At 59.9% G+C, this 13,252-nt stretch carries 13 protein-coding genes; 8 read left to right on the forward strand and 5 right to left on the reverse strand.

Annotated elements, in window-relative coordinates:
- Positions 1-115: 115 nt before the first annotated feature.
- A complete protein-coding gene (locus tag GDN47_RS07335; RefSeq protein ID WP_233788655.1) occupies positions 116-739 on the reverse strand; it encodes a glutathione S-transferase family protein in 624 nt (207 codons plus the stop codon).
- A gap of 113 nt (positions 740-852) precedes the next feature.
- On the opposite strand from GDN47_RS07335, the gene ftrA reads away from it, so the two are divergent.
- Positions 853-1,845, forward strand: a complete 993-nt coding sequence (ftrA, locus tag GDN47_RS07340) for a transcriptional regulator FtrA (RefSeq protein WP_152092934.1) — start codon at positions 853-855, stop codon at positions 1,843-1,845.
- 550 nt (positions 1,846-2,395) lie between these two features.
- Here the strand turns inward: ftrA and GDN47_RS07350 are convergent.
- Entirely contained in the window at positions 2,396-3,220 is an 825-nt protein-coding gene (locus tag GDN47_RS07350; protein WP_152092935.1) for a hypothetical protein, read from the reverse strand.
- Positions 3,221-3,451: 231 nt separating this feature from the next.
- The gene (locus tag GDN47_RS07355; RefSeq protein WP_113350972.1) at positions 3,452-4,474 is read right to left on the reverse strand and encodes a LacI family DNA-binding transcriptional regulator; all 1,023 of its coding nucleotides are present in this window, start codon (positions 4,472-4,474) and stop codon (positions 3,452-3,454) included.
- 167 nt (positions 4,475-4,641) lie between these two features.
- Between GDN47_RS07355 and ltnD the strand changes: the two genes are divergently transcribed.
- The 6 genes from ltnD to GDN47_RS07385 all read left to right on the forward strand — a co-directional run bounded on the left by ltnD (position 4,642) and on the right by GDN47_RS07385 (position 10,198).
- Positions 4,642-5,550, forward strand: coding sequence for an L-threonate dehydrogenase (gene ltnD, locus GDN47_RS07360; RefSeq protein WP_152092936.1), 909 nt, complete (start codon positions 4,642-4,644; stop codon positions 5,548-5,550).
- Positions 5,551-5,553: 3 nt separating this feature from the next.
- Entirely contained in the window at positions 5,554-6,828 is a 1,275-nt protein-coding gene (gene otnK, locus GDN47_RS07365; protein ID WP_152092937.1) for a 3-oxo-tetronate kinase, read from the forward strand.
- Positions 6,825-7,475, forward strand: coding sequence for a 3-oxo-tetronate 4-phosphate decarboxylase (otnC, locus tag GDN47_RS07370; protein WP_152092938.1), 651 nt, complete (start codon positions 6,825-6,827; stop codon positions 7,473-7,475). Before otnK ends, otnC begins: the two co-directional genes overlap by 4 nt.
- A gap of 2 nt (positions 7,476-7,477) precedes the next feature.
- Positions 7,478-8,242, forward strand: a complete 765-nt coding sequence (locus GDN47_RS07375) for a hydroxypyruvate isomerase family protein (protein ID WP_173002463.1) — start codon at positions 7,478-7,480, stop codon at positions 8,240-8,242.
- Positions 8,243-8,438: 196 nt separating this feature from the next.
- Positions 8,439-9,425, forward strand: a complete 987-nt coding sequence (denD, locus tag GDN47_RS07380; RefSeq protein WP_152092940.1) for a D-erythronate dehydrogenase — start codon at positions 8,439-8,441, stop codon at positions 9,423-9,425.
- A complete protein-coding gene (locus GDN47_RS07385; protein ID WP_145319847.1) occupies positions 9,422-10,198 on the forward strand; it encodes an SDR family oxidoreductase in 777 nt (258 codons plus the stop codon). Before denD ends, GDN47_RS07385 begins: the two co-directional genes overlap by 4 nt.
- 55 nt (positions 10,199-10,253) lie before the next feature.
- On the opposite strand, the gene GDN47_RS07390 is transcribed toward GDN47_RS07385, so the two are convergent.
- On the reverse strand, positions 10,254-11,216 hold the full coding sequence (locus tag GDN47_RS07390; protein ID WP_113329214.1) for a S1C family serine protease: 963 nt from the start codon (positions 11,214-11,216) through the stop codon (positions 10,254-10,256).
- Between the two features lie 172 nt (positions 11,217-11,388).
- Positions 11,389-11,871 carry a MarR family winged helix-turn-helix transcriptional regulator gene (locus tag GDN47_RS07395; RefSeq protein ID WP_233789797.1) on the reverse strand — a complete coding sequence of 161 codons (483 nt, stop codon included), beginning with the start codon at positions 11,869-11,871 and terminating at the stop codon, positions 11,389-11,391.
- A 39-nt stretch (positions 11,872-11,910) separates the two neighbouring features.
- On the opposite strand from GDN47_RS07395, the gene GDN47_RS07400 reads away from it, so the two are divergent.
- Entirely contained in the window at positions 11,911-13,179 is a 1,269-nt protein-coding gene (locus tag GDN47_RS07400) for an FAD-dependent monooxygenase (RefSeq protein WP_113350965.1), read from the forward strand.
- The last annotated feature ends 73 nt before the right edge of the window (positions 13,180-13,252 follow it).

The following is a 13,252-nucleotide window of genomic DNA, read 5'->3' on the forward strand; positions in this document are numbered from 1 at the left end:
GTCTTGTAGACAAGAATAAAGATATGCCGATTCGCATGAACTCTGCCTGAACGCAGTCGGAACTGGATTGGGTGCCGCGCTGCCGCCCAATCGCAGCGCTTTTGCGCGACATGTCTCAGCTGAAGGGAAAGGCGCGAAATTCCGCGCTCTCCTCGGCACGCACCGACAGCGCATGAAGGCGCGGGCAAGCCTTTACATCGAGGGCATCGGGCAGCATCTCGCGCGTAAAGCGAAACGCGACAACACTGGTGATATCAGCCTGGAGCGGCCGTCTACCGAAGAGCCAGGGATCGGCCTGCGGCATCTCCGCCTCCAGCAGACGGTACGCCGCCGCAAGCTGACCATGAATTCGATCAAGCCAGGGCTGATGCTGCTTTTCCATAGGACGCAGCTTATGCTCGTAGACGATCTGAACCGTCTTTTCACACGCTGCCAGCGCAAGACCGATGATGCGCAGAGACCGGGCATGATCCTGCGGATCGACGGGCATGAGGCTGCGCCCCGACGGCGCGATGCGTTCGGCATGCGCAAGTATTAGGCTCGAATCCATCAAGACGGTTCCGTCATCCGTGACAAGCGACGGCGCCTTCACGACGGGATTGATATCGGCAAAAGCCTCGAAAGCGCTGAAAACAGAAAGCGGCTCATGCACGAATGCTATATCGAGTGCGCGCAGCGAGATCGCCACACGCCTGACAAAAGGCGAATCCAGCATTCCGATCAGTCTCATATCCACCATCACCATCTCTTTGCTTGGACAAGCGCAAGGACCGCGCCGCGATCCGATGAGGAATAGTAGCCGGGGGCGGACGGCGATTGCCAGTGGCCGAAAAAGCCATTAGCGCAAGGATCATGCCAAAGAATGCCAACCCGCTTGTCGTCATCGCCGCCTATGACCAGCTCTGCACCTTCGAATTCGGATGCGCCTTCGAAGTGTTCGGATTATCGCGACCGGAAATGGAGCTGGGCTGGTATCGCTGCATGACCGCTGCAGTAGAGCCCGGACCCATTCGAGGTGCCGGCGGCCTGACCGTCAATTCGGACGGTGGCCTCGAGCTGTTCGATCAGGCGGATACGATCGTCATACCGGGTTGGCGAGGGCCGGGCGCCGCGGCTCCCGAGCCGCTTCTCGAAGCGCTACGGAAAGCCCACGCCAAAGGTGTCCGGCTGGTGTCGATCTGCGGAGGCGCCTTCGTGCTGGCTCAGACCGGCCTGTTGTCCGGCAGACGCGCGACGACCCATTGGCATCATGCCGCAAGGCTTGCTTCCGCCTATCCGGAAATCGATATCGAGCCGCACTCCCTCTATGTCGACGAAGGCGACATATTGACATCGGCCGGCAGTGCGGCCGGGCTCGATCTTTGCATTCATGTCGTGCGCAAGGATTTCGGCGCCAAGGCGGCCAATAGCGTAGCCCGGCGGCTTGTCGTCGCCGCCCATCGCGAAGGCGGCCAAATGCAGTTTATCGAGCGCCCGGTCGCGGGGCGCGGTGCCACGCGGCTATCCGCTCTGCTAGATGCGATCCGGAGAGACCTCGCACAACAATGGAGCGTCCAGCGCATGGCGGAAGAAGCATGCGTAAGCGTGCGAAGCCTGCATCGTCACATTCGCGAGGCGATGGGGGTCGCACCGGGGGAATGGCTTCAAAACGAGCGTCTCGCGCGATCACGCGAGCTTCTGGAAGAAACAAGCCTTCCTGTTTCGGTCATCGCAATGCATGTCGGTCTGGGAAGCGCTGCAAACTTCCGTCATCATTTTCGCACAAGCGTCGGATTGTCACCGACAGCCTATCGATCGCGATTCCGCAGCGCCGACGGCGAACAACAATCTCGTGCGTCTAACTGAACAATATCTATCGCGATTTGGAGCCTTTGGAGATGTAGGATCTACCCCCGGCTGTACGGCGAGGACGCGGCGTCGCCCGCGAGAGCCGATCTCCGCGGTGCCAGTCTGTGATTGCCGAATGGACCGATTGGGATAGAAGCATCGCCCCGGCCAGGCAATAGAGCAGGACGATGATGGCTGCCTCGACGATCAGAGGCAGAAATGCAAAGCGAGCGCCCGGGCTTTCCTCCTCTTCCGGGAGCAGATCAGGCAACCCGAGGATCATCGCCGTTAACGGCGAGGCAAGGATAGCAACGAAAGCGACACCATGAATCCAGAGGCGAAATCGAGGCAATTTTCCCGCCACCCAAAAGGCCAGAAGCGGAGCGCCTATATTGCATATCAAGCCAAGTAAAACAGCGATCTCTGTCGGCAGGATCGAATCGTCGTGCATGAATTCCCAATCCCTCAATGCTACCCAGATTAGTGCCATGCACCCTAAAAAACAACTTGATCGTCTGCGCCCACACCCAGCAGAAATGAGGCTTTCACCGCTACAAATGATCGGAAATCATTGCCACCATGGTTCGCGGCGATGCCATTTAAGATCACGCCGGCGGCTCCTTCCCTCAGCCTTCCTGTCACCCTTCAAATGATCCAGATAACCGCCCAGGACACTATTGATGAAAACATGGGTTTTCGTCAGACTTGAGCCGAGCCGCCTGAATCTGGCTTCCTTGTCCTGTTCCATCTGCTGGAGCACCTTCCAGAAGACGAAGCTGTCATGGCTTTCCTTCAGTGTCAGGAAATAGCCGGAGGAATAAGCCCCTTCGAAACGGTCGATGAAGGTCAATATCGCCGGATGACGCAGGTTGTATCCCACCCATCCGCATTCGGGATAGATTCTCCTGTTCAGATAGGCGGCAAGCTGATTTCCACGCGGGGCGATTCCATCGAGAAAACTCTTCGGAATGGGCCTATGGGTCACGGTATCGGCATCAAGCCATATCAGCTGATCGACCGTGTTATGATGGCGCCTGACGGCATCGGCGACCGCAAAGACCTTGTTGGAAAAGCGCACGGCGTCCCACCGGAAATCCCGCACCAGCCCATTGCGTGACGAGATATATCCGTTTGCCTGCGGTTCGCTGCCATAGGCATCGCGAAAGCCGCACAGCCGGGGCAATGTCTCGCAATGATCGAAAACCAGAAGACGGCGGTCCTTCTCCTCGATTTCGACATTCTCGGCATAGATGACCAAAGAGACTTCCTTCGGCCAGCAGGCAAGGAAGGTCTCGATACATTTCTTGCCGTAGTCACGATAACCCTTTTCATGAAAGGTGGTGACAACGATATGGCTCAGCTCTTCCCGTTGCCACGGATTGGTCAGAAACATCGGCAGTCGGACTCCGCAATAAGATAACTCCCCATGCGTCTATCCGATCGTCTTGGCCTGCCGGTTTCCAAATATTTCCGAACTGTGGATTTTCAGGGAAATCTTGTTGCAAAGCTTAGGCTTAAAAGGGCTGGAACCCACATGCAGGCATCGCGGCTCACCTGGTTCAAACGGACCTGTCGCCGACATCAATCTAGGCATGCGTCGGAAGGGAGGAATTATGAAGAGATATCAGGACGCGCCGTCAGCCGCTCCATAACCATCGATTCCCACGATTGTCGGCTTGAAGGCTACGGTTTTCCGCATTGCATCCCCGCCGGTCACGACCGCATGGCGCACCAATTGCGCCGCAACCTCACCAATAGCGCGCCGAGGCGAGCGGGAGGTTGCGATCGGCGCGGGTAGCGAAGCGACCAGATCCAGCCCGTTGAAGCCGGCAATCAGGATCTTCTCAGGAACCGCGACACCCAGCTCCATGCAGGCAAACAAGCCGCCGCTCGCCATGTCGTCGTTGGAATAATAGATGCAATCGAGATCCGGCACCGCTGCAAGCAGCGATGTCGTGAGCCGCTTTCCAAGCGCGATCGAGGAAAAGGCATCTTCTATCCGCTGCTCGGCAAACCCCAGACCATGGGCATGCAGGACGCGTTCGAAGCCGGCCTTGCGCTTGGCCGCGCGCAGATCCTTTACCAGAGCACTGCCGACATAACCGAACCGTCTTCGTCCCGCCGCAATCAGCGCCTCGGCCATATCCTCCCCCGCCGCACTATGAGACAGTCCGACATTGAAATCGATCGGCGTGCCATCGAGATCCATGAGCTGGATAACCGGAATATTGGAGTGGCGGAGCAGCTCCACGGTCTCCTCCGGCTGATCGAGCCCGGTGACGATGATGGCGCAGGGCTGCCAGGAAAGCATGTCGCGGATGATCTCGCGCTCCTTGGCTATATCATAGTCAGATATGCCGAACACGGCCTGCATGCCGGAACCGTCGAGCCCGGCGGAAATACCGGCGAGGACCTCCGGAAAGACGATGTTCGACATGCTGGGAACGACGACGGCGACCAGATTGGTGCGCTGCGAAGACAAGGAGAGCGCCAGCCTGTTGCCGACGTAGTTCATCCGCGTCGCTGCTTCGATCACCCTGTCACGCGTCTCGCTGGAAACGTCGGCGACGCCGCGAAGCGCACGCGATGCCGTCATCTTGCTGACGCCCGCTTCGATCGCGACTTCTTCCAGAGTGGGTTTGCGCATCCCCAAGCAACCCTCGATGAACCATGGCGGCTGGCACGATGCCGCCCCTCTTCATAGAATGTTTCCCGAAAAAGGCAAACATCCTCCTATTGACAAATACCGGGAAATTGAGGCTTGTTATCGATACCGGTACCGGTAACATAGCCGAAAATTGCAGAGGTAGCACGGTGCAGAACACGAAGAAGGCCGCCGTCATCGGCCTGGGGTCCATGGGTTGGGGCGCCGCCCTGTCCCTTCTCAAGGCAGGTTTTGCCGTCAGTGGCTGCGATGTTCGCAGCGAGGTTCTTGCCCGCTTTGCCGAGAACGGCGGCTCGCCCTGCACGACGCCGGCATCAGCGGCCGACGATGTAGACGTGATCCTTGTCTACGTCGTCAACAGCAAGCAGGTCGAAGACGTGCTTTTCGGCCGAGACGGTGCGCTGAAGACCGCACGGCCCTCAACCGTGTTCCTGCTCTGTACGACCATGGCCCCGAGCGCTACGATCGCCATTGCGGAACGACTGGAGGAAGCAGGCATGCTCGTTATCGACGCTCCCGTCTCCGGCGGCCATGTCCGTGCGCTTTCGGGTGAGATTACCGTCATGGCATCTGGCACTCCCGAAGCTTTCGAACGAACCTCCGCGGTGCTCGACGCCATCTCGGCCAAAGTGTTTCGGCTGGGAGATCGTCCTGGCGCCGGCTCGCAGGTCAAGATGATCAACCAGCTGCTGGCCGGCGTGCACATCGCCGCGACAGCCGAGGCCATGACGCTTGCCGCCAAGGCCGGCATCGATCTGAAAACGCTCTATGACGTGATCTGCGTATCTGCCGGCTCGTCCTGGATGTTCGAGAATCGCGGCGAGCACATCGTATGCGGCGATTATACGCCGCGTTCGGCGGTCAACATTTTTGTCAAGGATCTCGGGATCGTCACCTCGGAAGCTGACAAAGCCGGTGCTGTTACTCCACTTGCAGCAACGGCGCTCAACCTCTTTGTAGAAGCATCGGAGGCGGGCCTGGGCCTGGAGGATGACGCAGCCGTTGCCAAGATCCTGGCCGCTAGGAGCGGTGCCAGCCTGCCGGGCGTAAAGGATTAGGCCATGACGCTCCTGCTTGGCTGCATCGCGGATGACTTTACGGGGGCGACCGATCTGGCCGCGCTGCTGGCGCGCAGCGGATTGCCCGTTTCGTTGCGGATCGGCATTCCGCAAGACAAACGCGACCCAAACGAGACGGCGGCCTTCGAGGTCATCGCCCTCAAATGCCGGACATCACCTATCGATACCGCCGTTGATCAGGCACGTCAGGCGCTGGCATGGCTGAAGGACGCCGGTGCTAGCCGCTTCTTCTGGAAATATTGCTCGACATTCGACAGCACCGCCGAAGGCAATATAGGTCCAGTCGCGGATATGCTGATCGCCGAGACCGGCGCGACCCAGACGATCTATTGCCCCGCCTTTCCGGAGAACGGACGCAGCGTCTTCATGGGTTATCTCTTCGTCGGCGAACAGCTTCTGTCGGAAAGCCCGATGAAGGACCATCCGCTGACCCCGATGCGCGATTCAAGCCTCGTGCGACTTTTGACACCCCAGGTGAATGGAGCCGTTGGCCTCGCTAATCGCAATATCGTCTCAAAGGGAGCGGCAGCACTGAAAGCGAGGCTGGAGCAGTTGAGCAACGACGGCATCCGGCATGTGATTGTCGATGCCGTGTCCGACGATGATCTTCGAACGATCGCGGCGGCATCCTTCGACATGCCGCTGCTGACCGGCGGCAGTGCGATTGCAGGCCAGCTTCCGCGATTTTATGTGGAACAGGGCCTCGTCAGCTCCCCCGAACATCGACAGACATTGCCAAAGGTCACCGGCGGCTCGATCGTCCTATCCGGCAGCTGCTCTGCCATGACGCGCCGGCAGGTTGCCGACTATGCCGACAAAGTTGCCAGCCTGCGGCTCGATCCGATCGCGCTTGCGCAAAACGGCGCAAGTGCTGCGCTGGAGTGGTTGCATCAACAATCTCCCGATGCGCCGAAGCTCATCTATGCCACCGCCGAACCCGACGAGGTGCGGCAAGCTCAGGAGCAGCTGGGTAGGGACAAAGCGGGGCGGGTCGTCGAAGATGCTCTTTCGAAGATAGCTCGCGCTGCTTTCGATTACGGCACGCGCCGCTTCGTCGTTGCAGGCGGCGAGACATCCGGCGCGATCACGCAGGCGCTCGGCGCGGCGCATCTGACTATCGGACCAGAAATCGCACCCGGCGTGCCTTGGACTTTCACGACCCTTGGGAATGAAACAGTCGCCCTGGCTCTAAAATCTGGCAATTTCGGCGAGGAAACCTTCTTTACGGACGCTTTCGATAGATTGGGAGCGGCATGAGCGAAGAAGCCGCACTGCGCGAACAGATCTGCACGATGGCCAAATCGCTTTACGATCGTGGCCTGACCGCCGGCTCCTCCGGCAATATTTCGGCGCGGCTCAGCGACGGACGACTGCTGGTGACGCCGACGGGCAGCTCCTTCGGTCGCCTCGACCCCGCCCGCCTCTCGTTTTTCAACAGCGAAGGGCGCCTGATCGGCGGTGACAAGCCGACGAAGGAAATGCCGCTACATGCCGCCTTCTATGAGACCCGGCCGAAAAAGACAGGCGCCGTCGTCCATCTCCACTCCAGCCATTCGGTGGCACTCTCGATCCTGCCCGGCGTCGACGCCGACAACATGCTGCCGCCGCTGACAGCCTATTCGATCATGAAGCTCGGCAAAGTGAAACTCCTGCCCTATTTCATGCCTGGCGATCCGGCCATGGGCGATGCCATCCGCGGCTTGGCCGGCAAGCGCAGCGCCGTGATGCTGGCGGCACATGGTCCTGTCGTTTCGGCGAAGGATCTGGAAGCGGCTGTCTATGCGATGGAAGAACTGGAAGAGACGGCAAAGCTTGCCATTCTGACCCGCGGGGCCAATCCTTCGCTGCTGACGGACGCGCAGATCTCCGATCTCGTCCGCACCTATGATGTGGAATGGGACTGAACATGACGCGCTTTTCGGCCAATCTGGGATTCCTGTGGCAGGAGCTTTCCCTTCCCGACGCCATCCGCGCCGCCAAGGCCGCCGGCTTCGATGCCGTGGAATGCCATTACCCTTACGACACTCCCGCTGAGGCCGTGCGTCAGGCATTGGAGGAAACCGGCCTTCCCATGCTCGGCCTCAACACCGCCCGCGGCAATGTCGCAGCCGGCGACAACGGACTTGCCGCCATTCCGGGCCGCGAGGACGAAGCCCGCCTGCTCATCGATCAGGCGATCGACTATGCAGCCGCCATCGGGGCGCGAAACGTGCATGTGATGGCAGGCAAGGCCGCCGGCGATGACGCACGAACCGCCTTCATTGGCAATCTGCGCTATGCCTGCGAAAACGCCGATAAGGTGGGGGCGACCGTGCTGATCGAGCCGCTCAACTATCGCGATGCGCCAGGCTACTTCCTTCAAACGGCGGATCAGGCACGCGACATCATAGCCGCGGCCGGTGCCGAGAACCTCAAACTGATGTTCGACTGCTATCACATCCAGATCATGCAGGGCGATCTGACCCGCAGGCTGCAGGATCATATGACGGCAATCGGCCATATTCAGATCGCTGCCGTGCCGGATCGGCGCGAACCGGACCATGGGGAGATCGATTATCGTCACATTCTGCAGGTCCTGGAAAAGCTTGGCTATGACAAACTGATCGGCGCGGAATATCGGCCGGCAACCACGACGGATGCAGGACTTGCCTGGCTGCAGGCATTCAAATGAGAGACCGGCTTCGAGAACGACTAACGGCCTTCAAAGAGATTCACTCGGGAAGTGTCCCGAATACTGATGTCAGCTTGGAGCAGTTCGGCTTTTCCTTGAATCCGTGAGCCGCTCCGTCTGTTTGTTTCTCGCAATTCCGGACGGAAAACCGCTACGCACTTTTCCTGGAATTGCTCTATTGGGAGGAAAATCCGATATGCATGTTTTGATCCTGGGTGCCGCAGGCATGGTCGGCCGCAAGCTCGTCAACCGCATCGCCGCCGAGCCGAAAATTCTCGGGCAAGCCATCGATCGCCTGACACTGGTCGACGCCTTCAAGCCGCCAGTGCCGGAAGCGCTTCAATCCGTATCAAAAGCCCTGACGATCGATCTTGCGACGGCTGGTGTTGCGGAAAAGCTCATCGAAGACCGTCCGGATATGATCTTCCATCTGGCCGCCATCGTCTCCGGCGAAGCCGAGGCCGATTTCGACAAAGGATACTCGGTCAATCTCGATGGCACGCGGGCACTCTTCGAAGCCATCCGCCAGCAGGGACTGAAATCCGCCTATGTGCCGCGCGTCATCTTCGCCTCCTCCATTGCCGTATTCGGAACCCCCTTCCCCGACGTCATCGGTGACGAATTCCTGACCGCGCCACTGACGAGTTACGGCACGCAGAAGGCGATCGCGGAGCTCCTGCTTGCCGATTATTCACGCCGTGGCATTTTCGATGGCATCGGCATCCGACTGCCAACCATCTGCGTTCGGCCCGGCGCTCCGAACAAGGCGGCCTCCGGGTTTTTTTCCAACATCCTGCGTGAGCCGCTGGTCGGCAAAGAGGCTGTCCTGCCCGTCAGCGATACGGTGCGCCACTGGTTTGCAAGCCCGCGAGCGGCGGTCGGTTTCTTCGTTCATGCGGCAACGCTCGATACGGCAAAGATCGGGCCGCGGCGCAATCTCACCATGCCGGGGCTTTCGGCGCTCGTTTCCGATGAGATCGATGCGCTGCGCCGTGTCGGCGGCGACAAGGCGGTTGCGCTGATCCGCCGCGAATCCGATCCGGTGATCGAGCGCATCGTTTCCGGCTGGGCGACGCAGTTCGATGCCAAGCGGGCGAGTGATCTCGGCTTCGAGGCAGAACAGAGCTTCGACGAGATCCTGCGGGCGCATATCGAAGACGAACTGGACGGGAGGGTCGCATGACGGAGGCGTCATCGAACGCACAAAGTGCAATCGCGCTGGTGACCGGCGGCGGCACCGGCATCGGCCGAGCTATCGCCAAGGCGCTTGGCTCGGCAGGCTTCAGGGTCGTCATCTCAGGGCGCCGGGCTGATGTTCTCGAAAAAGCTGCTCGTGAGCTTTCGGAGGAGACCAGGGCGGAGTTTCTTGCGGTTGCAGCCGATGTCAGCGACCCCACATCGGTCCGCAGCCTCTTTGATGTGATCGCCGACCGCTATGGCCGCCTCGACCTTCTGGTCAACAATGCCGGCATGGGCCTGCCGGCCGTGCCGATGGAGGAACTGAGCTTCGAGCAATGGAATGCGATTGTCGGAGCCAATCTGACCGGCGCGTTCCTGTGCACGCAGCAGGCCTTCCGCCTGATGAAAGCCCAGGTGCCGCAAGGCGGCCGCATCATCAACAACGGTTCGATCTCGGCAACGACGCCGCGGCCGCATTCCGCACCCTATACGGCCACGAAACACGCAATCACCGGTCTCACGAAATCGACGGCGCTCGATGGCCGTCCCTTCGATATCGCCTGCGGGCAGATCGATATCGGCAATGCCGCCACCGACATGACGGCGAGGATGAGCGCCGGCGTACTGCAGGCAAATGGCGAGACCGCAGCAGAACCGACGATTTCGGCAGAGCATGTCGCCCGCGCCGTCGTCTACATGGCCACGCTGCCGCTCGACGCCAATGTTCTTTCCATGACCGTCATGGCAACGAAGATGCCGCTTGTCGGCAGAGGATAAAAGAGAACGGCAGCACCGAGTGCAATGCTGCCGTTTTTGTGGTTTGCGCTATTCGTTAGATTGCGGGTCGTGCGGAAGGCTTGACCTGCCTTCGCTCAATCAGGCCGGCAACGCTGAAGATCAGGACCTCGATCTCCATGCCGATCTTGTCGCCATCGAGCAACCGGACGACATCGTCTATGCCGGATACAGCCTGGCCATCGATGGCGAGTAGGTAGTCACCCTCCTGCAGTCCGCCCTTTTCGGCCGGGCTATCCTTCTCGACACGACGCAGCCGCACAGCGGTCGAATGCGTGACGCCAGCCTCCAGCGCGATGCGCCGATGCAGCTCGACCGTGTCGGCGGCAATGCCAATATAGGCGCGCCGGACGTGGCCGAAACGCAGGATCTCGGACACAACATGCTTGGCCGTGTTGGAGGCGACCGAGAAAGCGATGCTCTGCGCGCCCTGGATAACGGCAGTATTGACGCCGATGACTTCACCCGCCGAGGAGACCAGCGGACCGCCGGAATTACCTGGGTTGAGGGCGGCATCGGTCTGGATGATGTCTTCCATCAGCCTTCCGCTCGCCGCGCGCATGGAGCGGCCAAGCGCCGAGACGATGCCGGCCGTGACAGTCCATTCGAAACCAAGGGGATTGCCGATGGCGATAGCGATATGACCACGCTTCAGCGATTTGGAATCGCCAAGTCGCGCCCAATTGCCCGGCCAGTCATTGGCGCGAATGAGAGCGAGGTCGGTATCCGGATCGCGCCCCAGCACCCTGCCCTCGACAGTCGCGCCTTCCGGAGTCTTGATGCGCACGGCTTTGGCGTCGTCGACGACATGATTGTTGGTGACGACCAAGCCGTCCGGCGAAATGGCGAAGCCGGAGCCATGTCCGGCGCGGCCGCCCAAACGCTCGATCCGGCTGACGGCCGGCCCGACGAGATCGACGGCACTCGATACCGATTGCGAATAGGCATCCAGCAGCCCGGCATCGGATGACGGCTGGATGTCACGATCAATGAAGCCCATGAAAACTCCTCCGACGCGGACGCGTCGCTACGAGGACCGGCAGCAACTGTTGGGAGGCAGGAGGCTGTCAGTTCGACAGATTGAAGTGGTGACTATTCAAATGAGATGTCACCCTATCGAGTTCAAGAGCCGACCGAACGCACTCTTCCAACCGACCTCACGGCGGCCGAAATCAGCTCTTGTCGTGCTGCAACAGCCGCTCCAGTTCCCGCTCCTGCATCTCGATAGCTTGCGTGACGAAGCGCAAGATCACCTGCTTTTCCGCCTTTGAAAACTGTTTGAGCATCTGCGAGCCGGCCTGCGCGATCGGGCCATAGGCTTCGCGTCCTAGCCTGATCGCCTTCTCGGATGGTGCTACCAGCACGCGACGCCGGTCGTTGGGATCGGGAACGCGGTGAAGAAGACCGCGTGCCGAAAGGCGGTCAATCAAAGCAGTAACGGAAGGAGGCGCAAGGCCGATAGCTTTGGCGACGGCGTTTGCCGGCTGCGGCGTGCGCATGATCACGCTGAGACAGCGGCGCTCGGCGCTATTGAGCCCATGCAGCTTGCCGAAGGTTTCATCGAAGCTCTCCGTCGCCTCTTGCCAGCGCATGCAGGCAAGGCTGATGGCTTCCACGAGGTGATGCTCATCTTCATTTGACTTTTGTTCGATCATCGAATAATTCATTTATCAAACTATTAGAAGGAAGAACCAATGTGCCCCATTGACGATCCTGCTGCAACCATGAATCGAGCAACAAACCCCGAGGTCACGGTCGGCATATGCGGCGCCGGTATCGGCGGGCTTGTGCTCGCGCTCCGGCTGGCAAAGCTCGGCTTTCGTCCGGTGTTGTTCGAAGCCCGCTCAAAGGAAGCCGCCTTGTCCGAAGGGGAGTTTCTGACGCTCGCTTCCAACGGCATGAACGGGCTGCGCACGGTGGACTGCTACGAAGAAGTATTGCGCCAGGGATTGGAGACCCGCGCCATCGAACTCTGCAACGCGCGCGGTAAAAGGCTCGCACTCATCGACCAGAGCGACCATTTGGCGACATTCGGCACGCCCGCCGTCACTATTAAGCGCGGCGTTCTCACAGGCATCCTGATCGAAAAGTGCCAAGCCGAAGGCATCAGCGTGCAATTTGGCTGGCGCGCGACCAAGGTCGACAACCTCCCGCATGCCGTAACGCTCAACTTCTCCGAAGGCGCAGGCCTTGCCGTCGACCTGCTCGTCGCCGCCGACGGACTGCGATCCTTCGTCCGTACGCAAATATTTCCGGATTATCCCCTGCCGCAATTTACCGGCCTGATCGGCACAGGCGGCCTCGTCGATGCCGACATACCAGATATGGATGGCGTGATGCGCATGACCTTCGGAGAGAAGGCCTTCTTCGGCTACATCAAGACGGCATCCCACCCCGTCTACTGGTTCGAGTCCTTCCCCGCCGACACACCCGACGCTGTACGCACACTGGAACCGACGGCACTGGCCGCTCATGTTCGCCAGATGCATGTCGACGATCCCGAACCGAACAGATCGATCCTCCAGGCGGTCGGTCAGATCGAACGCAGCTATCCCATCTTCGACATGCCGCAGCTTCCGGTCTGGTCGAGCGGGCGTGTCGTCTTGCTCGGCGACGCCGCGCATGCCATTGGCCCGCATGCCGGCCAAGGCGCCTCGATGGCTATAGAAGATGCGGTGGTCTTGTCATCTTGCCTGGCGGATACGCTCGATTACGGTGCCGCCTTTGCCCGCTATGAGGCCCTGCGGCGCCCTCGCATTGCCCGCGTGGTGAAGCTCACCCGGCAAAATGCTTCCAGGAAGCGGAAAAACAGTAGGCTCAGCCTGTTTCTGCGCGATTTGCTTCTGCCCTTGCTTATTCCGTTAAGTGTCAGAGCCGGCCGCAGATTGTTTGCATATCGAGTCGATCTCGATCCGCTCAAGGCAAATCCCTCAACCGAAAGCGCTCACAAGGATGCCGCCTGACATTCGGTCGGTCTGCTGAGGCCAATCTAGGAAATCGGAATAGCCGGCGCAATTCCCTATGCCTGCCGGCACG

Source organism: Martinezella dioscoreae, assembly GCF_009176305.1.
Classification (GTDB): Bacteria; Pseudomonadota; Alphaproteobacteria; order Rhizobiales; family Rhizobiaceae; genus Rhizobium; species Rhizobium dioscoreae.